Source organism: Pseudomonas sp. 2(2015), from assembly GCF_000955865.1.
Classification (GTDB): Bacteria; Pseudomonadota; Gammaproteobacteria; order Pseudomonadales; family Pseudomonadaceae; genus Aquipseudomonas.
Map to the genome: position 1 here is coordinate 334,098 of NZ_JYOF01000004.1, position 20,616 is coordinate 354,713.

The following is a 20,616-nucleotide window of genomic DNA, read 5'->3' on the forward strand; positions in this document are numbered from 1 at the left end:
GAGGCGCTGGTCCTGTGGGCTAGAGGTCGCGGTGGCGAACCTGGACATTCTTTAACGATTGTTGCAGTAACTGGCCCAGACGCTCGGTCAGGTACACCGAACGGTGGTGGCCACCCGTGCAGCCAATGGCAATGGTGACATAGGCACGGTTGCTGGCGGCAAAGCGCGGTAACCACTTGAGCAGGTAGCTGGAGATGTCCTGGAACATGTCCTCGACATCCGGCTGCGCAGCCAGGTAATCGATCACCGGTTGCTCCAGGCCCGAATGGTCGCGCAGTTCCGGCTTCCAGTAAGGGTTGGGCAGGCAGCGCACATCGAACACCAGGTCGGCATCGACCGGCATGCCGCGTTTGAAACCGAAGGATTCGACCAGGAAGGCCGTACCGGGCTCCGGCTGGTTGAGCAGGCGCAATTTGATCGAGTCACGCAACTGATACAGGTTCAGGTTGGTGGTATCGATCTTCAGGTCGGCGAGGTCGGCAATCGGCCCGAGCAGCTCGCTTTCGACTTCGATCGCTTCGGCCAGCGAGCGTTCGTTGTTGGTCAGCGGGTGGCGGCGGCGGGTTTCCGAGAAGCGCTTGAGCAATGTTTCTTCATCGGCATCCAGGTACAGCACATCACACTGGATGTGCCGGCTACGGGCGTCCTCAAGCAGCTCGGGAAAGCGCGACAAGTGGCTGGGCAAGTTGCGCGCGTCAATCGAAACGGCCACCTTGGGCTGCATCAATTCCGTGTTGATCAGGGCGCTTTCGGCCAGTTGCGGCAGCAAGCCAGCAGGCAGGTTGTCGATGCAGTAGTAGCCGTTGTCCTCAAGTACATCGAGGGCGGTACTCTTGCCGGAGCCAGACCGGCCGCTAACGATGATCAAGCGCATGTTCAATGCCCGTTCTGTACGTCCAGTACGACCTGGTACAAGGCTTCGTTACTGGTGGCCGCACGCAGTTTTTCGCGTACGTCCTTGCTATCGAGCATGCTGGCGATCTGGCGCAGCAGCTCCAGGTGCGCATCGGTAGCCGCTTCCGGGACCAGCAGTACGAACAGCAGGTCGACCGGGGCGCCATCGATGGCGTCGAAATCGATAGGGGCGTCAAGGTGCAACAGCGCGCTGACCGGCGACTCACAGCCCTTGAGGCGGCAGTGGGGAATGGCAATGCCGTTGCCGAAGCCGGTGGAGCCCAGTTTCTCCCGGGCGATCAAGGCTTCGTACACGATCTGGGTGTCCAGCTCGGGCACTTCTCTGCCGATCAGATTGGCGATCTGTTCGAGCGCACGCTTTTTACTGCCGCCCGGCACGTTCACAAGGGAACGGCCGGGGGTCAGGATGGTTTCAAGTCGGATCATGGATGAGGGGGATCAGCGGGCCGCTGCACCTTGCAGCAGGCTTTGCTGTTTTTCCTTGTGTTTTTTCAGTTGGCGGTCGAGCTTGTCGGTCAAGGCGTCGATCGCTGCATACATGTCTTGGTGTTCGGCATTTGCAACCACTTCGCCGCCGGGAATGAACAGCGTCGCTTCAATCTTCTGCTGTAGCTTCTCGACCTTCATGATTACCGTCACATTGGTAATCTTGTCGAAATGCCCCTCCAGTCGTTTCAATTTCTGCTCGACGTACTCACGCAGGGGCTGAGTAACTTCTACATGCTGTCCACTGATATTGACTTGCATACAGCTTCTCCTTTGTTGCCGGTGCATAAGAGGCAGGTATTGCGCCTGCCACTGAACTGCGGTGGCACACCTCAGGAGCCGTTACATCAATCGCTTGCGCTCGCTCGACGGTGCGATGCCGAGGGACTCGCGGTACTTGGCGACGGTGCGACGTGCTACCTGGATGCCTTGTGCCTCCAGTAAACCAGCGATCTTGCTGTCACTCAATGGCTTTTTCTGATTTTCCGCTGCAACCAGTTTCTTGATGATCGCGCGGATCGCCGTGGACGAGCATTCGCCGCCTTCGGAGGTGCTGACGTGGCTGGAGAAAAAGTACTTCAGCTCGTAAATTCCGCGCGGCGTGTGCATGTATTTCTGCGTGGTCACCCGGGAAATGGTCGACTCGTGCATGCCCACCGCTTCGGCGATGTCGTGCAGCACCAGCGGCTTCATCGCCTCGTCACCGTGATCGAGGAAGCCGCGCTGGTGCTCGACGATCTGGGTGGCGACCTTCATCAGGGTTTCGTTGCGGCTTTGCAGGCTCTTGATGAACCAGCGCGCCTCCTGCAACTGGTTGCGCATGAAGGTGTTGTCGGCGCTGGTGTCGGCGCGACGGACGAAACCGGCGTACTGCGGGTTGACCCGCAGGCGCGGGACTGCTTCCTGGTTGAGTTCGACCAGCCAGCGCTCGTTGTCCTTGCGCACGATCACGTCGGGCACCACGTATTCGGCTTCGCTGGACTCGATTTGCGAGCCCGGGCGCGGGTTGAGGCTCTGTACCAGTTCGATGACCTGGCGCAGCTCGTCTTCCTTGAGCTTCATGCGGCGCATCAGCTGGCTGTAGTCGCGGCCGCCGAGCAGGTCGATGTAGTCGCTGACCAGGCGCTGGGCTTCGGCCATCCACGGGGTACGCGGCGGCAGCTGGCGCAGTTGCAGCAACAGGCACTCGCTGAGGTTGCGCGCGCCGATGCCGGCGGGTTCGAATTGCTGGATACGGTGCAGCACGGCTTCGACTTCATCCAGCTCGATGTCGAGCTCGGGGTCGAAGGATTCGCAGACTTCTTCCAGGGTTTCGTCGAGATAACCCTGGTTGTTGATGCAGTCGATCAGGGTCACGGCGATCAGCCGGTCGGTGTCGGACATCGGTGCCAGGTTGAGCTGCCAGAGCAGGTGGCTCTGCAAGCTTTCGCCAGCCGAAGTGCGGGTGGTGAAGTCCCACTCGTCATCGTCGTTGCTGGGCAGGCTGCTGGCGCTGGTCTGGTAGATGTCTTCCCAGGCGGTGTCGACCGGCAACTCGTTGGGGATGCGCTCGTTCCACTCGCCCTCTTCGAGGTTGTCCACCGTTGGGGCGGTCTCCTGGAAGCTGGTTTCCTGAACGTCGGCGACGGGTTTGCTCTCGGCGTTGTCGGCCATCGGGTCGCTGTTGTCGAAGTCGTCGCCTTCTTCCTGGCGCTCGAGCATCGGGTTTGATTCCAGCGCTTCCTGGATTTCCTGCTGGAGGTCCAGGGTAGAAAGCTGGAGCAGACGTATGGCCTGTTGCAACTGCGGGGTCATCGTCAGTTGCTGGCCCATTCTTAGGACGAGCGATGGTTTCATGGCAGGGGCTTAACACCTTATTTGCCGGCGCACATGCGCCATCCACTACAAGGGCACCGAAGCGCCAACTTTAAGCAAATTATATGCCTGAAATTGCAGCGTTTGCCTAGAGCGCCGTAACAATTAAGCCATTATCTGGCTTGTTTACGAGCGCTCCGGCAGCGCCTTACACCTTGAGCCTACAGGCGGAACTCATGGCCGAGGTAAACCTCTTTGACCAGGTCGTTGGCCAGGATGGTCTCTGCATCGCCTTCGGCGATCAGTTGGCCATCGTTGACGATGTAAGCGGTTTCGCAGATATCCAGGGTTTCACGGACGTTGTGGTCGGTGATCAGAACGCCAATACCCTTGGCCTTCAGGTGGTGGATGATCTGCTTGATGTCGCCGACCGAAATCGGGTCGACACCGGCAAAGGGTTCGTCGAGCAGGATGAACTTGGGCGCGGTGGCCAGGGCGCGGGCAATCTCGACGCGGCGGCGTTCACCACCGGAGAGGCTCATGCCGAGGTTGTCGCGGATGTGGCTGATGTGGAACTCCTGCAGCAGGCTTTCCAGCTCTTTGCGCCGGCCATCGCGGTCCAGGTCCTTGCGGGTTTCGAGGATCGCCATGATGTTGTCGGCCACCGACAGCTTGCGGAAGATCGAGGCTTCCTGCGGCAGGTAGCCGATACCGGCGCGGGCGCGGCCGTGCATGGGCTGGTGGCTGACATCGAGGTCGTCGATCAGGACGCGGCCCTGGTCGGCCTGGACCAGGCCGACGATCATGTAGAAGCAGGTGGTCTTGCCGGCGCCGTTAGGGCCGAGCAGGCCGACGATCTGGCCACTGTCGATCGACAGGCTGACGTCGCGGACCACTTGCCGGCTCTTGTAGCTCTTGGCCAGGTGCTGGGCTTTGAGGGTTGCCATTTACTCGGCCTTCTTCTTCGGCTGGATCACCATGTCGATACGCGGACGCGACTCGGTGACTTTGCCACCGCGACCGGCGGTAGCGATCTGTTTCACCGTGTCGTAGACGATTTTCTCGCCCTCGGTGGTGTTGCCTTCGTTGATGACCTTGGCGCGGTCGATCAGGACGATGCGGTTTTGCGGCGCATTGTACTGGATGGTCTTGCCGTAGCCCTGCATCTTGTCTGGCTTGGCGGCGCTCTGCTGCTGCTCGAAGTAGGCCAGGTTGCCCACCGAGGTCACCACGTCGATGTCGCCACCGGCGGTACGGGTGATGGTCACGGTGTTGCCTTTGATCATCATCGAACCCTGGGTGATGATCACGTCACCGGTGTAGGTGGCGATGCCTTTTTTGTCGTCCAGTTGAGCGTGGTCGGCCTGGATGCGGATCGGCTGGTCACGGTCGTTCGGCAGGGCCCAGGCGCTCGCGCTTCCCAGTGCTGCGCTCAGGCTGAGCAAAAAGGGGAGGGTTTTAACGAGCCTCATACTGTCCTCTTACGTTGGACAGCAGGTCCATCCTGCCGTCTTTCAAATACGCTTTCATTCCATTGCCCGTAGTGACGCCACCGGCGCCGTCGATTCTAACGGCTTGCTCGGTTTGCGCATATTGCTTCTGCGGGAATACCGTCATGCGGCTGCTGGTAATGATCATGGTGCGGTTCTTTTCGTCGGTGCGGGCGACCCTTACCGAATCGATCAGTTCGACTTCGCTGCCGTCGGGGTTGACCTCGCCGCGCTCGCTCTGCACGTGCCACGGATAAGTGGTGCCGCGGTACATCTGCAGGTCGGGCTTGGTCAGCAGGGTGACTTCGCTGGCCTTGAGGTGCTCGACCTTGTCGGCGGTCATCTCGTACTGCATCTTGCCATCAGGCAAAAACTGCACGCTGTGGGCGTTCACCGCGTAATAGTCGATGGCGCTCTGGTCCGGCCCGGCAACCGGCTTGTTGTCGAGGAAGCTCTCGGGGCTGATGTTCCAGTAGCCGACCGCCACCAGCAGGGCGGCGATCACACTGAACAGCGCAATGTTGCGGATTTTCTTACTGAACATGTGTCGCTCTACAGGTAATGGGCGTTGGCCGCGTCGAGGTTGCCCTGGGCTTGCAGGATCAGTTCGCAGAATTCGCGGGCTGCACCTTCGCCGCCACGTGCCAGGGTTACCCCGTGGGCGTGCTCGCGGACGAACGCGGCAGCATTGGCCACCGCCATGCCCAGGCCGACCCGGCGGATTACCGGCAGGTCAGGCAGGTCGTCGCCCAGATAGGCGACCTGTTCATAGCTTAGGTTGAGCTGGCCAAGAAGCTCGTCCAATACCACCAGTTTATCTTCCCGGCCCTGGTACAGGTGAGGAATGCCGAGGTTCTTTGCCCGGCGCTCGACCACCGGGGTCTTGCGACCGCTGATGATCGCCGTGGTCACGCCCGAGTTCATGAGCATCTTGATGCCCTGGCCGTCGAGGGTGTTGAAGGTCTTGAATTCGCTGCCATCTTCGAGGAAGTACAGGCGACCGTCGGTGAGCACGCCGTCTACGTCAAAAACCGCCAGTTTGATGGCCTTGCCGCGCTGGAGCAGGTCCTGGGTCATTTACATCACTCCCGCACGCAACAGGTCGTGCATGTTCAGGGCGCCGACCGGGCGCTCGTCCTTGTCGATCACCACCAGGGCGCTGATCTTGTGGTCTTCCATGATCTTCAGGGCTTCGGCGGCGAGCATCTCGGCGCGGGCGGTCTTGCCGTGGGCGGTCATGACTTCTTCGATGAGGGTCTTGTGCACGTCAATATTGCGATCGAGGCTGCGGCGCAGGTCGCCGTCGGTGAAGATCCCGGCCAACCGTCCGTCGGCTTCGAGCACCACCGTCATGCCCAGGCCCTTGCGAGACATTTCAAGCAGTGCGTCCTTGAGCAGGGTGCCGCGTTGCACCTGCGGCAGCTCGTCGCCGGCGTGCATGACGTTCTCGACTTTCAGCAGCAGGCGTCGGCCGAGGGCGCCGCCGGGGTGCGAGAAGGCGAAATCTTCAGCGGTAAAGCCGCGGGCCTCGAGCAGGGCGATGGACAGGGCGTCGCCCAGCACCAGCGCGGCGGTAGTCGAGGAGGTCGGTGCCAGGTTCAGCGGGCAGGCCTCCTGGGCAACGCGGGCGTCGAGGTTGACCTCGGCGGCCTTGGCCAGAGGCGAATCGGGGTTGCCGGTGAGGCTGATCAGCTGGATACCCAGTCGCTTGATCAGTGGCAGCAGGGTGACGATCTCGGCGGTGGAGCCCGAGTTGGACAGGGCCAGGATCACGTCGTCGCGGGTGATCATGCCCATGTCGCCATGGCTGGCTTCGGCCGGGTGAACGAAAAACGCCGGCGTACCGGTGCTGGCCAGGGTCGCGGCGATCTTGTTGCCGATGTGCCCCGACTTGCCCATGCCGACCACCACCACCCGGCCCTTGCTGGCCAGGATCAGCTCGCATGCCTTGACGAAATCGGCGTCGATGTGGGCCAGCAGGCCCTCAACCGCCTCGAGTTCGAAACGGATGGTGCGCTGCGCGGATTGGATCAGGTCGCTGGATTGGCTCATGTCGAAAATCGGATTGCCTGATGAAAAGGCGGCGATTATAGCGGTAATGGGCGAAAGCCTCACCTTGTGATTGTCATACATTCGCCCGGTTGGCTTAACCATAGCTGAACAAGCACTTCGGCGGCCTTGGGGCGGCCCTATCAGCGGTGCTATAGTTCGCCGCTGTTCGGCCCGCTTGGTGCGTGCGTGCCTCCACGAAGGGGGCGCGCGTCTGAGTGAGAAGGCTGCATCGCAAGGAGTCTAGATGAGCGTTGATAACGCCTACGCGGTCGAATTGAAGGGCGTTTCCTTCAAGCGCGGTTCGCGCAGCATCTTCAATAATGTCGACATACGCATTCCCCGTGGCAAGGTTACCGGCATCATGGGGCCTTCCGGGTGCGGCAAAACCACGCTGCTGCGGCTGATGGGTGCACAACTGCGCCCGGCCAGTGGCGAGGTCTGGGTGGCCGGGCAGAACCTGCCGACCCTGTCGCGCAGTGACCTGTTCGATGCCCGCAAGCAGATGGGCGTGCTGTTCCAGAGTGGCGCGCTGTTCACCGATCTCGATGTGTTCGAGAACGTCGCCTTCCCGCTGCGCGTGCATACCCAGCTGTCTGACGAGATGATTCGCGACATCGTCCTGATGAAACTCCAGGCCGTTGGCCTGCGTGGCGCCATCGAGCTGATGCCCGACGAGCTATCCGGCGGCATGAAACGTCGTGTGGCGCTGGCCCGGGCGATTGCCCTGGATCCGCAAATCCTCATGTACGATGAACCGTTCGTCGGCCAGGACCCGATTGCCATGGGCGTGCTGGTGCGGCTGATCCGCCTGCTCAACGATGCCCTGGGCATTACCAGCATCGTGGTTTCCCACGACCTGGCCGAAACCGCCAGCATCGCCGACTACATCTATGTGGTCGGTGACGGCCAGGTGTTGGGGCAGGGCACGCCGCAAGAGCTGATGGGCTCCGACAACCCGCGCATTCGTCAATTCATGAAAGGCGATCCGGATGGCCCGGTGCCCTTTCACTTTCCTGCGCCGGATTACCGCGCCGATCTTCTGGGGAAGCGTTGATGCGCAGAAAATCCTTACTCGAACGTATTCGTCGCTTTGGCCGATCGGCCATCGACGTGCTGGCCATTCTCGGCCGCTCCTTCCTGTTCCTGCTGCATTCGCTGGTCGGGCGCAGCGGCACCGGCGGCGGCTTTCAGTTGCTGGTTCGCCAGCTCTATTCGGTTGGCGTGCTGTCGCTGGCGATCATCGTCGTGTCCGGTGTGTTCATCGGCATGGTCCTGGCCCTGCAGGGCTTCAGCATCCTCACCAAGTACGGTTCGGAGCAGGCGGTGGGGCAGATGGTCGCCCTGACCCTGCTGCGTGAACTGGGCCCGGTGGTTACCGCGCTGCTGTTCGCCGGCCGTGCAGGCTCGGCGCTGACCGCCGAAATCGGCAACATGAAGTCCACCGAGCAGCTGTCCAGCCTGGAAATGATCGGTGTCGATCCGCTCAAGTACATCGTCGCGCCGCGGCTGTGGGCCGGTTTCATCTCGCTGCCGTTGCTGGCTTTGATCTTCAGCGTGGTCGGTATCTGGGGTGGTTCGTGGGTTGCCGTCGACTGGCTGGGCGTTTACGAGGGCTCGTTCTGGGCCAACATGCAGAACAGTGTTTCCTTTACCGACGATGTGCTCAACGGGGTGATCAAAAGCCTGGTGTTTGCCTTCGTCGTGACCTGGATTGCCGTATTCCAGGGTTATGACTGCGAGCCCACTTCAGAAGGGATCAGTCGTGCCACCACCAAGACCGTGGTCTATGCCTCATTGGCAGTCCTGGGTCTGGACTTTATTCTGACCGCCTTGATGTTTGGAGATTTCTGATGCAAAACCGCACCCTGGAAATCGGTGTCGGCCTGTTCCTCCTGGCCGGGATCCTGGCGCTGATCCTGCTGGCCCTGCGCGTCAGCGGCCTGTCGGCGAGCCCGAGCAGCGACACGTATAAACTTTATGCCAACTTCGACAATATCGCCGGTTTGACGGTCAGAGCTAAAGTGACCATGGCCGGTGTGACCATCGGCAAGGTCACTGCCATCGATCTGGATCGTGACACCTTCACCGGTCGGGTGACGCTGCAGCTGGAAAAACGGGTCGATAACCTGCCTGTCGATTCCACTGCATCTATCCTCACCGCAGGGCTGCTCGGCGAGAAATACATCGGTATCAGCGTGGGCGGAGAAGATGCGGTGCTCAAGGATGGTGCAACCATCCACGACACCCAGTCGGCGCTGGTACTGGAAGACCTGATTGGCAAGTTCCTGCTCAATACCGTTGGCAAAGAAGCTAAATAAGGAGTTTCCATGATTTCTATCCTGCGACGCGGCTTGCTGGTGTTGCTGGCAGCACTGCCGCTGATGGCCAGTGCAGCTGCTCTGTCACCCAAGCAGGTGATCGAGAAGACCACCACCCAGTTGCTGGCTGACCTGAAAGCCAACAAGGAGCAATACAAGGCCAACCCGAGCGCCTTCTACGATGCGCTCAATGCCAACCTGGGGCCGGTCGTCGATGCCGATGGCATCTCGAAAAGCATCATGACCGTCAAGTATTCGCGCAAGGCTACCCCGGCGCAGATGCAGCGCTTCCAGGAAAACTTCAAGCGCAGCCTGATGCAGTTCTACGGCAACGCCCTGCTCGAGTACAACAACCAGGGCATTACCGTCGGCAACGAGAAGAAGGACGGCGACGACCGTGCCAGCGTCGACATGAGCGTCAAGGGCAACAACGGTGCTGTCTATCCGGTGTCCTACACCCTGACCAGGCTCGACGGCGAGTGGAAGGTGCGTAACGTCATCGTCAACGGCATCAACATCGGCAAGCTGTTCCGTGACCAGTTCGCCGACGCCATGAACCGCAACGGCAACGACCTGGACAAGACCATCGACGGCTGGGCGGGCGAAGTGGCCAAGGCCAAGGAAAGCACCGAGCAAGCGGCCGAGAAGCAAGGGCAATGAGCGACAGTGTCGTGACCATGAGCGAGCCAGGCGTATTGAGCCTGGCCGGGGTGCTCGACTACCGCAGCGGGCCGGCCTTGCGCAAGCAGGGCAAGGCCCTGATTGCGGCGTGCAAGGCCCCCGGGCTGGTGCTCGATTGCGCGCAGGTGGAGAAGTCCAGCAGCGTCGGCCTGTCCCTGCTGCTGGCCTTCATGCGCGATGGCAAGGCGGCCGGCAAGGCCGTCGAGGTTCGCGCCATGCCCCAGGACATGCGGGAAATTGCCGAGGTTTATGACCTTGACGAGGTGCTGGCCGGTCAATGACCGCCAGCCAGTGACTGGCCCCTCTGTCAGAGTCTCCGATTACGGGGTTCGCAGGCGAGGGGCTTTTTTGTATGATGGCCGACCCGCGCGCAAAGGGCGCCGATTGAGGTTGAGCATGCAGGCCGTAGAAGTTAAGAACTTCCTTGAAGAAAAGTTGCCGGGAACCCGGGTCGAAGTTGAAGGCGAAGGCTGCAACTTCCAGTTGAACGTGATCAGCGACGAATTGGCGGCCCTGAGCCCGGTCAAGCGTCAGCAGCAGATCTATGCTCACCTTAACCCGTGGATCACCGATGGCAGCATCCATGCGGTAACCATGAAATTTTTCAGCAGCGCAGCCTGGGCTGAGCGCACCTGAGCCAACTTGGCGGCGAGACTCTAATGGACAAACTGATTATTACTGGCGGCGTTCGCCTCGATGGCGAAATCCGCATTTCCGGGGCAAAGAACGCTGCCCTGCCGATCCTGGCGGCCACCTTGCTCTGCGATGGCCCGGTCACCGTTGGCAACCTGCCGCACCTGCACGACATCACCACGATGATCGAGCTGTTCGGCCGCATGGGCATTGAGCCGGTGATCGACGAGAAGCTCTCGGTCGAAATCGACCCGCGTACCATCAAGACCCTGGTCGCGCCGTACGAGCTGGTGAAAACCATGCGTGCCTCGATCCTGGTACTGGGCCCGATGGTCGCCCGTTTTGGCGAAGCCGAAGTGGCCCTGCCTGGCGGTTGCGCCATTGGTTCGCGTCCGGTCGACCTGCACATCCGCGGCCTTGAGGCCATGGGCGCGAAGATCGAAGTCGAAGGCGGCTACATCAAGGCCAAGGCCCCAGAAGGCGGCCTGCGTGGCGCGCACTTCTTCTTCGATACCGTCAGTGTCACCGGTACCGAGAACATCATGATGGCTGCAGCCCTGGCCAAAGGTCGCAGCGTGCTGCAAAACGCTGCGCGCGAGCCGGAAGTGGTCGACCTTGCCAACTTCCTCAACGCCATGGGCGCGAAAGTCCAGGGCGCTGGTACCGACACCATCACCATCGATGGCGTCGAGCGCCTGGGTTCGGCGACCTACCGGGTCATGCCTGACCGTATCGAGACCGGTACCTACCTGGTTGCCGCTGCCGTGACCGGCGGTCGCGTCAAGGTCAAGGACACCGATCCGACCATCCTTGAAGCCGTCCTTGAAAAACTCAAGGAAGCCGGCGCCGAAGTTACCACCGGTGAAGACTGGATCGAGCTGGACATGCATGGCAAGCGGCCGAAAGCCGTCAACCTGCGTACCGCTCCGTACCCGGCGTTCCCGACCGACATGCAGGCGCAGTTCATCTCGCTCAACGCCATTGCCGAAGGCACTGGCGCGGTAATCGAGACGATCTTCGAAAACCGCTTCATGCACGTCTACGAGATGCACCGCATGGGTGCCCTGATCCAGGTCGAAGGCAACACTGCCATCGTTACCGGGACCAAGACCCTCAAAGGCGCTCCAGTGATGGCCACCGACCTGCGGGCTTCGGCCAGCCTGGTGCTGTCGGCGCTGGTTGCCGAAGGCGATACCCTGATCGACCGCATTTACCACATCGACCGTGGTTATGAGTGCATCGAAGAGAAACTGCAGATGCTCGGCGCCAAGATCCGCCGCGTGCCGGGCTAGTCTGTGAGTGGCGCAGGGACGCGCCAGCCAATTGCTGCACCGAATTGAATGCGGTCGGGCCTGTTAGCGCCCGGCCGGCTGTAGCCGCATAAGGACCGACGTTTCCCATGTTGACCATCGCGCTATCCAAAGGTCGGATTCTCGACGATACCCTGCCGCTGCTGGCGGAAGCCGGTATTGTGCCGACCGAAAACCCGGACAAGAGCCGCAAGCTGATCATCCCGACGACTCAGGAAGACGTGCGTCTGCTGATCGTGCGCGCCACCGACGTGCCGACCTACGTCGAGCATGGTGCCGCCGACCTGGGCGTGGCCGGCAAGGACGTGCTGATGGAGTACGGTGGCCAGGGCCTGTACGAGCCGCTGGACCTGCAGATTGCCCAGTGCAAGCTGATGACCGCCGGCAAAGTCGGCGCTGCCGAGCCCAAGGGCCGTCTGCGCATCGCCACCAAGTTCGTCAACGTCGCCAAGCGCTACTATGCCGAACAAGGCCGTCAGGTCGATATCATCAAGCTGTATGGTTCGATGGAGCTGGCGCCGCTGATTGGCCTGGCCGACAAGATCATCGACGTTGTCGACACCGGTAACACCCTGCGTGCCAATGGCCTGGAACCCCAGGAACTGATTGCCACCATCAGCTCCCGGCTGGTGGTCAACAAGGCTTCGATGAAGATGCAGCACGCCCGCATCCAGAGCCTGATCGACACCCTGCGCCAGGCTGTCGAATCGCGACACCGCGGCTAAGACTTTCTACCTCCTGCGCGCGGCCTTCGCTGTCGCGCCCGTCTATCCGCGTCATAGCCAATTTTCTCGGGTGCCCGCGCGGATGGACTGGTAGCTTAGGGCGCCTGAGCATTCGCCATTTATGAGGCCCTCGCTATGACCACGTCCACTGCAATCGCCCGACTCAATGCCGCTGACCCGGATTTCGCCCGACATCTGGATCATCTGCTGAGCTGGGAAAGTGTCTCTGACGACGCGGTCAACCAGCGCGTACTCGACATCATCAAGGCCGTGCGCGAGCGTGGCGATGCGGCGCTGGTGGAGTTCACCCAGCGCTTTGATGGCGTGCAGGCGACTTCGATCAACGACCTGATCCTCGGTCGCGAGCGCCTGGAACTGGCCCTGACCCGCATCACCCCGGCCCAGCGCGAAGCCCTGGAAAAAGCCGCCGAGCGCGTGCGCAGCTACCACGAGCGACAAAAGCAGGACTCCTGGAGCTACACCGAAGCCGACGGCACTGTGCTTGGCCAGAAGGTCACGCCGCTGGATCGCGCCGGCCTGTATGTGCCTGGCGGCAAGGCGTCGTACCCGTCGTCGGTACTGATGAACGCGATTCCGGCCAAGGTCGCCGGCGTTGGTGAAGTGGTCATGGTGGTGCCGACCCCGCGTGGCGAGGTCAATGAGCTGGTGCTGGCCGCCGCTTGCATCGCCGGTGTCGACCGGGTTTTCACCATCGGTGGCGCCCAGGCGGTTGCCGCCCTGGCCTATGGCACCGAAAGCGTGCCGCAGGTCGACAAGGTGGTCGGCCCGGGCAACATTTATGTCGCCACCGCCAAGCGCCATGTGTTCGGTCAGGTCGGTATCGACATGATTGCCGGCCCGTCGGAGATTCTCGTGGTCTGTGACGGCCAGACCGATCCGGACTGGATCGCCATGGACCTGTTCTCCCAGGCCGAGCACGACGAAGACGCCCAGGCGATTCTGGTCAGCCCCGACGCCGAATTCCTCGACAAGGTCGCAGCCAGCATCGACAAGTTGCTGCCGACCATGGAGCGCGCCGAGATCATCAAAACCTCGATCAACGGCCGTGGTGCGCTGATCCAGGTGCGCGACATGCAGCAGGCCATGGACGTTGCCAACCGCATTGCCCCTGAGCACCTGGAGCTGTCGGTCGCCGACCCGCAGGCCTGGCTGCCGCAGATTCGCCACGCCGGCGCGATCTTTATGGGCCGCCACACCAGCGAAGCCCTGGGCGATTACTGCGCCGGCCCCAACCACGTACTGCCGACTTCCGGCACCGCGCGCTTCTCGTCGCCGCTGGGGGTGTATGACTTCCAGAAGCGTTCGTCGATCATCTTCTGCTCCGAGCAGGGCGCTTCCGAGCTCGGCCACACTGCCTCGGTACTGGCCCGTGGCGAGTCGCTGACCGCCCACGCCCGCAGCGCCGAATACCGCATCCTTGCCGACAAGAAGGGGAACTGAACATGAGTAAATTCTGGAGCCCCTTCGTCAAGGACCTGGTGCCTTACGTGCCGGGCGAGCAGCCAAAGCTGGCCAGGCTGGTCAAGCTCAACACCAACGAGAACCCCTACGGCCCGTCGCCCAAGGCGCTGGAAGCCATGCGCGGCGAACTCAACGACAACCTGCGCCTGTACCCGGACCCCAACAGCGACCTGCTAAAGCAGGCGGTAGCGGACTACTACGGTGTGCAGGGCAACCAGGTGTTCCTCGGCAACGGTTCGGATGAAGTGCTGGCGCACATCTTCCATGGCCTGTTCCAGCACGATGCACCGTTGCTGTTCCCGGACATCAGCTACAGCTTCTACCCGGTCTACTGCGGCCTGTACGGCATCCCGTTCGAAGCAGTGGCGCTGGACGAGCAGTTCCAGATCCGGGTCGCTGACTACCGCAAGGCCAACGGCGGGATCATCTTCCCCAACCCCAACGCGCCGACCGGTTGCCTGCTGGCCCTGGAGGCCATCGAGCAACTGCTCGAGGCCAACCCCGACTCGGTGGTGGTGGTCGATGAAGCCTACATCGACTTTGGCGGCCAGACCGCCATCAGACTGGTGGATCGCTACGACAACCTGCTGGTCACCCAGACCCTGTCCAAGTCGCGTTCGCTGGCCGGCCTGCGGGTAGGCCTGGCGGTCGGCCATCCGGACCTGATCGAGGCGCTGGAGCGGATCAAGAATAGCTTCAACTCCTATCCACTGGACCGTATGGCGATTGTGGGTGCGGCGGCGGCGTTCGAGGACCGTGCCTACTTTGAAGAAACCTGCCGCAAGGTGATCGACAGTCGCGAGAAGGTGGTCGCTGAACTCACTGCCCGTGGCTTTGAAGTACTGCCCTCGGCAGCCAACTTCATCTTTGCCCGGCACCCGCAGCAGGATGCCGCCGAACTGGCAGCGCGCCTGCGCGAGCAGGGGGTGATCGTGCGTCACTTCAAGCAGGCGCGGATCGCCCAGTTCCTGCGCATCACCATTGGTACCCCGGAGCAGAATCAGGCGTTGCTTGATGCGCTGAACTGAAACTGCTCAGTCCTTATCGCGGGGCAAGTCGAGGCGTCGCACCGCCGCTCCCACTGTGGGAGCGGCGGTGCGACGCCTCGGCTTGCCCCGCGATGCTTGTTACCGGTATTCTTTCCCTTCTGAATTCATCCGATGATTGGATGTCATGACGTTATTGATCAAACGCTCCCTGGTCGAACAAGCCGTCGAGCAACTGCGCCAGCGCGTAGCCAGCGGTGCCTGGGCCGTGGGCCAGCGCCTGCCCACCGAACCGGAACTGGCCAGCGAACTGGGCATCAGTCGCAACACCGTGCGTGAAGCCATGCGCGTGCTGGCGTTCAGCGGCCTGGTCGAAGTCCGCCAGGGGGATGGCAGCTACCTGCGCAGCGCCGTCGACCCGCTGCAGGCGCTACAGGCCTTGTCGCGCTGCGATCTGGAGCAGGCGCGCGAGACTCGCCATATTCTTGAAGCCGAAGCCATTGGCCTGGCCGCGCTGCGCCGTACCGACGCGGACCTGCACGCTCTTCGCGAAGCGCTCGAACACAGCAGTGCGCATTTTCACGACGACCTGGAGCAATACATCGGTTGCGACCTGGTGTTCCACCAGCGCCTGGTGGATGCCGCGCATAACCCGGCGCTGAGCGAGTTGTATCGCTACTTTTCCGGGGTGGTGGCGGCCACCTTGCATCACAACCTGAGCCACGCTCCCCGCTGCCAGCTTGTGTTCGACCTGCACGGGCAGATTCTCGATGCCATCGAACAACGCGATCCGGACAAGGCCAAGGCCCTGAGCCGGACCCTGATCAACGAATCCTGACCTTGCGAGACTGCCATGGGCGATGAAACAACCCGAACTGCGGCGCCGGCCAACGGGCCGGAGCTGGAAGAACTGCTGATCGACGCCGAAGCCGACGACGAACAAGTGCAACAGCAACCGGTGCTGCTCAAGCGCCCGTGGCTGTTGCTGCTCGGCCTGGTGCTGGTGGCGCTGAACCTGCGTCCGGCGTTGTCGAGCATGGCGCCACTACTTAGCCTGGTCTCGGACAGCCTTGGCCTGACGGCTTCCCAGGCCGGTTTGCTGACCACCTTGCCGGTGCTGTGCCTGGGGCTGTTCGCGCCGCTGGCACCGATACTGGCGCGGCGCTTTGGCAGCGAGCGGGTGATCCTCGGTATTCTCCTGGTGCTGGCAGCCGGTATCGCCGTACGCAGTGCTTTTGGCAGCACCGGGCTATTCGTCGGCAGTATCATGGCCGGGGCCAGCATCGGTGTGATCGGCGTGCTGTTGCCGGGCATCGTCAAGCGCGACTTCCCCAAGCATGCCGGGACCCTGACCGGCGTCTACACCATGGCCTTGTGCCTGGGCGCGGCAATGGCTGCGGGCGCCACCGTGCCCCTGAGCGAGCGCTTGGGCGACAGCTGGTCGCTGGGCCTGGGCTTCTGGTTGATCCCGGCCTTGCTGGCGGCGCTGATCTGGCTGCCCCAGGCCCGCCAGGGCCACGGCGCCCACAATGTGGCCTACCGTGTACGCGGCCTGCTGCGCGATCCGCTGGCCTGGCAGGTCACCCTGTACATGGGCCTGCAATCGTCGCTGGCCTATATCGTTTTCGGCTGGCTGCCGTCGATCCTCATCGGTCGCGGCCTGAGCCCGACCCAGGCCGGGCTGGTGTTGTCCGGCTCGGTGATCGTGCAGTTGCTCAGTTCGCTCAGCGCGCCGTGGCTGGCGACACGTGGCAAGGACCAGCGCCTGGCCATCGTGGTGGTCATGCTCATGGCCCTGGCCGGCTTGTTCGGCTGCCTGTATGCGCCGCTGGAAGGCCTGTGGGGCTGGGCTATTGTCCTGGGGCTGGGGCAGGGCGGTACCTTCGCCCTGGCATTGACCCTGATCGTGCTGCGTTCCAAAGACGCTCACGTCGCCGCCAACCTGTCGAGCATGGCCCAGGGCATCGGTTACACCCTGGCATCGATGGGGCCATTCGCGGTCGGCCTGGTGCATGACCTGACCGGCGGCTGGAACGCGGTGGGCTGGATCTTTGCCGTGCTGGGCATCGGCGCCATAGGCTTTGGCCTCAAGGCCGGGCGCAACCTGCATGTGCAGGTGGTCAGCGAGCGGGTTTGAGCAGACATTCGCCAGGCAAATGCCCATAGCTTTTTGCCACTTCAGCGGACTATGGTGCAGGTCTATTGCCATGAACCGGACCTGCACCATGAGCGACGCCAATACTGCCCTGATCACCCGCTTCTACCAGGCTTTCCAGCGCCTGGACGCCGAAGCCATGGTCGCCTGTTACAGCGACGATATCGTTTTCAGTGACCCGGTCTTCGGTACTTTGCGCGGCAAGGATGCCGGTGACATGTGGCGCATGCTCACCACCCGCGCCAAGGACTTTACCCTGACCTTCGACACGGTACGCGCCGACGAGCGCGCTGGCAGCGCCCGCTGGGTCGCCCGCTACCTGTTCAGCCAGACCGGCCGCACCGTGGTCAACGACATCCAGGCACGCTTTGTGTTTCGGGACGGCAAGATCTGCGAGCACCACGACAGTTTCGACCTGTGGCGCTGGTCACGTCAGGCCTTGGGCACCACGGGGGTGCTGCTGGGCTGGTCGCCGCTGGTCCAGGGCAAGGTGCGCGCCCAGGCGCAGAAAGGCCTGCGGGCGTTTCAGGCGGGGCGCTGAGGCGCTAAGCTGTGCGCTTTGCCGTTGATAGTCACTAACGTGTCCGAGCCCATTGCCCAACCACCGAACAAACCCTGGTACGTCTACCTGGTACGCGCCGCCAATGGCTCGCTGTACTGCGGGATCAGCGACAACCCGGAGCGGCGCTTCCAGGCCCACCAGAAGGGCCAGGGGGCACGCTACTTCAGCACCAGCCCGGCAGTGGCTTTGGTCTATGTCGAGGCCTGGCCCGACAAAACCAAGGCGCTGCAACAGGAGCGGCTGGTGAAGAAGCTGCGCAAGAGTGCCAAGGAGGCGCTGGTGGCCTCCTGGGCGGGGCTCAGTCCTTGCGACGCTTGAGCTGATCGGTCAGTTGCGTCGGCAGGCCTTTGATGATCAGGGTGCCGGCTTCCTCGTCGTACTCGACCTTCGAGCCCAGCAAGTGCGCTTCAAAGCTGATCGACAGCCCTTCGGCACGGCCGGTGAAGCGGCGGAACTGGTTGAGCGTGCGCTTATCGGCGGGGATTTCCGGCGACAGGCCGTAGTCCTTGTTGCGAATATGCTCGTAGAAGGCCCGTGGGCGGTCTTCATCGATCAGCCCTGAGAGTTCCTCGAGGGTTACTGGCTCGCCGGCCTTGGTCTGGCTGGTAGCGTAGTCGACCAGGGTCTGGGTCTTCTCGCGGGCGGCTTCTTCGGGCAGGTCTTCGCTTTCGACAAAATCGCTGAAAGCCTTGAGCAGGGTGCGGGTCTCGCCTGGGCCGTCGACGCCTTCCTGGCAGCCGATGAAGTCGCGGAAGTACTCCGAGACTTTCTTGCCGTTCTTGCCCTTGATGAACGAGATGTACTGCTTGGAGGCCTTGTTGTTCTGCCACTCGGAAAGGTTGATGCGCGCGGCCAGGTGCAGCTGGCCCAGGTCCAGGTGGCGCGACGGGGTCACGTCCAGCTCGGCGTTTACCGCCACGCCTTCGCTGTGGTGCAGCAAGGCGATCACCAGGTAATCGGTCATGCCTTGCTGATAGTGGGCGAACAACACGTGGCCGCCGACCGACAGGTTGGACTCTTCCATCAGCTTTTGCAGGTGCTCGACGGCGACGCGGCTGAAGGCCGTGAAGGTGCTGCCTTCGTCGAGGTATTCCTTGAGCCAGCCGCTGAACGGGTGGGCGCCGGATTCTGCGTGGAAGAAGCCCCAGGCTTTGCCCTGTTTGGCGTTGTAGCTATCGTTGAGGTCGGCCAGAAGGTTTTCGATGGCACCCGACTCGGCCAGTTCCGAGTCGCGGGCGTGCAGCACGGCGGGGCTGCCATCGGGTTTCTTGTCGATCAGGTGGACGATGCAATGACGGATCGGCATGGGATTCTCGGTTGAAAATGGGCGGTGCTGGCCGCGTTGCAAAGTCGCCAAGTGTACCTCAGCACAGGGGTGATTCAGCGGCCAGATGTTGGCAGATATGTCGGTTGTTTATTTTTTGTTCAATTTTTTGCGTTTTTTCGCGCAAACCCCCGAAAAACCTGCACATTTGCCCTGTGGGAGGCGGATATTTATCTATTCCTGTGGTAGTTTTGCCCGGTCTTGCGCCCCGTGTGTGGCGCATTGCTGGCAGACCGCTCGCGTCACGTCGAACCAAACGTCGTTTTACGTATCTACATACGCGATTGACGTGGCTGTAACACCGGACCGCCGGATCCCCCGCAGGTCTGGCTCGATGACTGACGTAGCACTCTGCATACTCACTGAATTTGATAGGGAAGGAACACCACCATGGCATTGACCAAAGACCAACTGATCGCCGATATCGCTGAAGCTATCGACGCGCCAAAAACCACCGCGCGTAACGCTCTGGAGCAACTGGGCCAGATCGTTGCTGATCAACTGGAAAATGGCAGCGAAATCACCCTGCCAGGCATCGGCAAACTGAAAATCACCGAGCGTCCTGCCCGTACCGGCCGCAACCCTTCGACTGGCGCTGCCATCGAAATCGCTGCCAAGAAAGTCGTCAAGTTCGTACCAGCCAAAGTGCTGACCGACGCTGTAAACAAGTAATTGTAAACAGCTCGACAAAAGCCGCGTCCGGGTTGCCCGGACGCGGTTTTTTTATGACTGGGTTTTGCTCCAGCGCTGCTGGCGCCAAGCCTGGCGCGCTGCGGCGTCCTGGAAGGTCCAGGCGATCATGCGGCTCTGTTTCTGCCCCTGGCCCATCTCCACCACCCGCTGTTCGGCCGCCCCGGCCTTTTTCAGCGCGGCCTGGATGCCGGGCAGGTTGGAGGCTTTCGATACCAGGCTGGTGAACCACAGCACCTGCTGGCTCAGGCTGACGCTCTCGGCCACCAACTGGCTGACGAAGCGGATCTCGCCGCCTTCGCACCACAGTTCGTTGTTCTGCCCGCCAAAGTTCAGCACCGGCAGCTTGCGCTTGGGATCGGCCTTGCCCAGTGCCCGCCATTTGCGCTGGCTGCCGCGGGTGGCTTCTTCGCGTGAGGTGTGGAAGGGCGGGTTGCACAGGGTCAGGTCGAAGCGCTCGTCGCTTTTGAGCAGCCCCAGCAGGATGTGCTTGCGGTTGCCTTGCTGGCGCAGGCTGATGGCCTTGCCCAGGCCGTTGGCCTGGACGATGGCGCCGGCCGCAGCCAGTGCCGTGGCGTCGATGTCTGAACCGAGAAAGCGCCAGCGGTAATCGCTGTTGCCCAGCAACGGGTAGATGCAATTGGCACCGACACCGATGTCCAGGGCCTGGACCTGCGCGCCACGGGGTATTTCGCCGCCGTTTTCGTCTGCCAGCAAGTCGGCCAGCACGTGTACGTAGTCGGCCCGGCCGGGGATTGGCGGGCACAGGTAGTCAGCCGGGATGTCCCAGTGCTGGATACCGTACTGGGCCTTGAGCAGGGCGCGGTTGAAGACCCTGACGGCATCCGGGTTGGCGAAGTCGATGCTCGGCTTGCCGTGGGGGTTGGTGATCATGAACTGGCCCAGCTGCGGGCTGCTCTTGATCAACTGGGGGAAGTCGTAGCGGCCCTGGTGGCGGTTGCGCGGGTGCAGGGTCGGTTTGTTGGTTGTGGTCATGTTGAGGTCCGGTGCAA

Annotated in this window: 26 protein-coding genes; 15 read left to right on the plus strand and 11 right to left on the minus strand. The window is 62.0% G+C overall.

The window, feature by feature from the left end; all coding sequences use genetic code 11:
* Positions 1 to 19: 19 nt before the first annotated feature.
* From rapZ to UB48_RS09785, 9 genes are all read right to left on the minus strand, one after another.
* Positions 20 to 874 (minus strand): RNase adapter RapZ, encoded by an 855-nt coding sequence (gene rapZ, locus UB48_RS09745; RefSeq protein WP_045196339.1) that lies wholly within the window; start codon positions 872 to 874, stop codon positions 20 to 22.
* Between the two features lie 2 nt (positions 875 to 876).
* Positions 877 to 1,341 carry a PTS IIA-like nitrogen regulatory protein PtsN gene (gene ptsN / locus UB48_RS09750; RefSeq protein ID WP_045196342.1) on the minus strand — a complete coding sequence of 155 codons (465 nt, stop codon included), beginning with the start codon at positions 1,339 to 1,341 and terminating at the stop codon, positions 877 to 879.
* A 12-nt stretch (positions 1,342 to 1,353) separates the two neighbouring features.
* Positions 1,354 to 1,662 carry a ribosome-associated translation inhibitor RaiA gene (raiA, locus tag UB48_RS09755; protein WP_010223385.1) on the minus strand — a complete coding sequence of 103 codons (309 nt, stop codon included), beginning with the start codon at positions 1,660 to 1,662 and terminating at the stop codon, positions 1,354 to 1,356.
* 81 nt (positions 1,663 to 1,743) lie between these two features.
* Entirely contained in the window at positions 1,744 to 3,237 is a 1,494-nt protein-coding gene (locus UB48_RS09760) for an RNA polymerase factor sigma-54 (protein WP_045196344.1), read from the minus strand.
* Between the two features lie 179 nt (positions 3,238 to 3,416).
* The gene (gene lptB / locus UB48_RS09765) at positions 3,417 to 4,142 is read right to left on the minus strand and encodes an LPS export ABC transporter ATP-binding protein (protein ID WP_038996944.1); all 726 of its coding nucleotides are present in this window, start codon (positions 4,140 to 4,142) and stop codon (positions 3,417 to 3,419) included.
* A complete protein-coding gene (gene lptA / locus UB48_RS09770; RefSeq protein WP_045196347.1) occupies positions 4,143 to 4,667 on the minus strand; it encodes a lipopolysaccharide transport periplasmic protein LptA in 525 nt (174 codons plus the stop codon). It abuts the gene before it with no gap.
* Positions 4,654 to 5,229 carry an LPS export ABC transporter periplasmic protein LptC gene (gene lptC / locus UB48_RS09775; protein ID WP_045196349.1) on the minus strand — a complete coding sequence of 192 codons (576 nt, stop codon included), beginning with the start codon at positions 5,227 to 5,229 and terminating at the stop codon, positions 4,654 to 4,656. Before lptC ends, lptA begins: the two co-directional genes overlap by 14 nt.
* Before the next feature lie 8 nt (positions 5,230 to 5,237).
* Positions 5,238 to 5,762: an HAD family hydrolase gene (locus UB48_RS09780; RefSeq protein ID WP_045196351.1), complete on the minus strand. Its 525-nt coding sequence runs from the start codon at positions 5,760 to 5,762 to the stop codon at positions 5,238 to 5,240.
* Positions 5,763 to 6,737, minus strand: a complete 975-nt coding sequence (locus tag UB48_RS09785) for a KpsF/GutQ family sugar-phosphate isomerase (RefSeq protein ID WP_045196353.1) — start codon at positions 6,735 to 6,737, stop codon at positions 5,763 to 5,765.
* Positions 6,738 to 6,981: 244 nt separating this feature from the next.
* Here UB48_RS09785 and UB48_RS09790 point away from each other — a divergent pair, with 244 nt between their 5' ends.
* The 14 genes from UB48_RS09790 to UB48_RS09855 all read left to right on the plus strand — a co-directional run bounded on the left by UB48_RS09790 (position 6,982) and on the right by UB48_RS09855 (position 17,907).
* Positions 6,982 to 7,791: an ATP-binding cassette domain-containing protein gene (locus UB48_RS09790; protein WP_045196354.1), complete on the plus strand. Its 810-nt coding sequence runs from the start codon at positions 6,982 to 6,984 to the stop codon at positions 7,789 to 7,791.
* Positions 7,791 to 8,588 carry a lipid asymmetry maintenance ABC transporter permease subunit MlaE gene (gene mlaE, locus UB48_RS09795; RefSeq protein ID WP_045196357.1) on the plus strand — a complete coding sequence of 266 codons (798 nt, stop codon included), beginning with the start codon at positions 7,791 to 7,793 and terminating at the stop codon, positions 8,586 to 8,588. Before UB48_RS09790 ends, mlaE begins: the two co-directional genes overlap by 1 nt.
* Entirely contained in the window at positions 8,588 to 9,055 is a 468-nt protein-coding gene (gene mlaD, locus UB48_RS09800) for an outer membrane lipid asymmetry maintenance protein MlaD (protein ID WP_010223376.1), read from the plus strand. Before mlaE ends, mlaD begins: the two co-directional genes overlap by 1 nt.
* Before the next feature lie 9 nt (positions 9,056 to 9,064).
* Positions 9,065 to 9,715, plus strand: coding sequence for a phospholipid-binding protein MlaC (locus tag UB48_RS09805; protein ID WP_045196359.1), 651 nt, complete (start codon positions 9,065 to 9,067; stop codon positions 9,713 to 9,715).
* Positions 9,712 to 10,017 carry a lipid asymmetry maintenance protein MlaB gene (locus tag UB48_RS09810; RefSeq protein WP_045196361.1) on the plus strand — a complete coding sequence of 102 codons (306 nt, stop codon included), beginning with the start codon at positions 9,712 to 9,714 and terminating at the stop codon, positions 10,015 to 10,017. The genes UB48_RS09805 and UB48_RS09810 overlap by 4 nt, the downstream gene beginning before the upstream one ends.
* A 115-nt stretch (positions 10,018 to 10,132) precedes the next feature.
* Positions 10,133 to 10,372 carry a BolA family protein gene (locus UB48_RS09815; protein ID WP_010223373.1) on the plus strand — a complete coding sequence of 80 codons (240 nt, stop codon included), beginning with the start codon at positions 10,133 to 10,135 and terminating at the stop codon, positions 10,370 to 10,372.
* Positions 10,373 to 10,395: 23 nt separating this feature from the next.
* Positions 10,396 to 11,661 carry a UDP-N-acetylglucosamine 1-carboxyvinyltransferase gene (gene murA, locus UB48_RS09820; RefSeq protein ID WP_010223372.1) on the plus strand — a complete coding sequence of 422 codons (1,266 nt, stop codon included), beginning with the start codon at positions 10,396 to 10,398 and terminating at the stop codon, positions 11,659 to 11,661.
* A gap of 107 nt (positions 11,662 to 11,768) precedes the next feature.
* Positions 11,769 to 12,404 (plus strand): ATP phosphoribosyltransferase, encoded by a 636-nt coding sequence (gene hisG / locus UB48_RS09825; protein ID WP_038996931.1) that lies wholly within the window; start codon positions 11,769 to 11,771, stop codon positions 12,402 to 12,404.
* Between the two features lie 135 nt (positions 12,405 to 12,539).
* Positions 12,540 to 13,865, plus strand: a complete 1,326-nt coding sequence (gene hisD / locus UB48_RS09830) for a histidinol dehydrogenase (protein ID WP_045196365.1) — start codon at positions 12,540 to 12,542, stop codon at positions 13,863 to 13,865.
* 2 nt (positions 13,866 to 13,867) lie between these two features.
* Positions 13,868 to 14,914 (plus strand): histidinol-phosphate transaminase, encoded by a 1,047-nt coding sequence (gene hisC, locus UB48_RS09835; RefSeq protein ID WP_045196367.1) that lies wholly within the window; start codon positions 13,868 to 13,870, stop codon positions 14,912 to 14,914.
* Positions 14,915 to 15,059: 145 nt separating this feature from the next.
* The gene (locus UB48_RS09840; RefSeq protein WP_045196369.1) at positions 15,060 to 15,710 is read left to right on the plus strand and encodes a FadR/GntR family transcriptional regulator; all 651 of its coding nucleotides are present in this window, start codon (positions 15,060 to 15,062) and stop codon (positions 15,708 to 15,710) included.
* Positions 15,711 to 15,725: 15 nt separating this feature from the next.
* Positions 15,726 to 17,009, plus strand: coding sequence for an MFS transporter (locus tag UB48_RS09845; protein ID WP_045196371.1), 1,284 nt, complete (start codon positions 15,726 to 15,728; stop codon positions 17,007 to 17,009).
* 88 nt (positions 17,010 to 17,097) lie between these two features.
* A complete protein-coding gene (locus tag UB48_RS09850) occupies positions 17,098 to 17,568 on the plus strand; it encodes a nuclear transport factor 2 family protein (protein ID WP_045196373.1) in 471 nt (156 codons plus the stop codon).
* A 39-nt stretch (positions 17,569 to 17,607) separates the two neighbouring features.
* Complete coding sequence (locus UB48_RS09855) at positions 17,608 to 17,907, plus strand: GIY-YIG nuclease family protein (RefSeq protein ID WP_045196374.1); 300 nt, start codon at positions 17,608 to 17,610, stop codon at positions 17,905 to 17,907.
* On the opposite strand, the gene yejK is transcribed toward UB48_RS09855, so the two are convergent.
* The gene (gene yejK, locus UB48_RS09860; RefSeq protein WP_045196375.1) at positions 17,888 to 18,895 is read right to left on the minus strand and encodes a nucleoid-associated protein YejK; all 1,008 of its coding nucleotides are present in this window, start codon (positions 18,893 to 18,895) and stop codon (positions 17,888 to 17,890) included. The genes UB48_RS09855 and yejK overlap by 20 nt on opposite strands.
* Positions 18,896 to 19,303: 408 nt before the next feature.
* On the opposite strand from yejK, the gene UB48_RS09865 reads away from it, so the two are divergent.
* Positions 19,304 to 19,585: an HU family DNA-binding protein gene (locus tag UB48_RS09865; RefSeq protein WP_009398256.1), complete on the plus strand. Its 282-nt coding sequence runs from the start codon at positions 19,304 to 19,306 to the stop codon at positions 19,583 to 19,585.
* Between the two features lie 51 nt (positions 19,586 to 19,636).
* Here the strand turns inward: UB48_RS09865 and rlmF are convergent, their stop codons facing one another.
* Positions 19,637 to 20,599, minus strand: coding sequence for a 23S rRNA (adenine(1618)-N(6))-methyltransferase RlmF (rlmF, locus tag UB48_RS09870; RefSeq protein ID WP_045196379.1), 963 nt, complete (start codon positions 20,597 to 20,599; stop codon positions 19,637 to 19,639).
* Positions 20,600 to 20,616 lie beyond the last annotated feature (17 nt).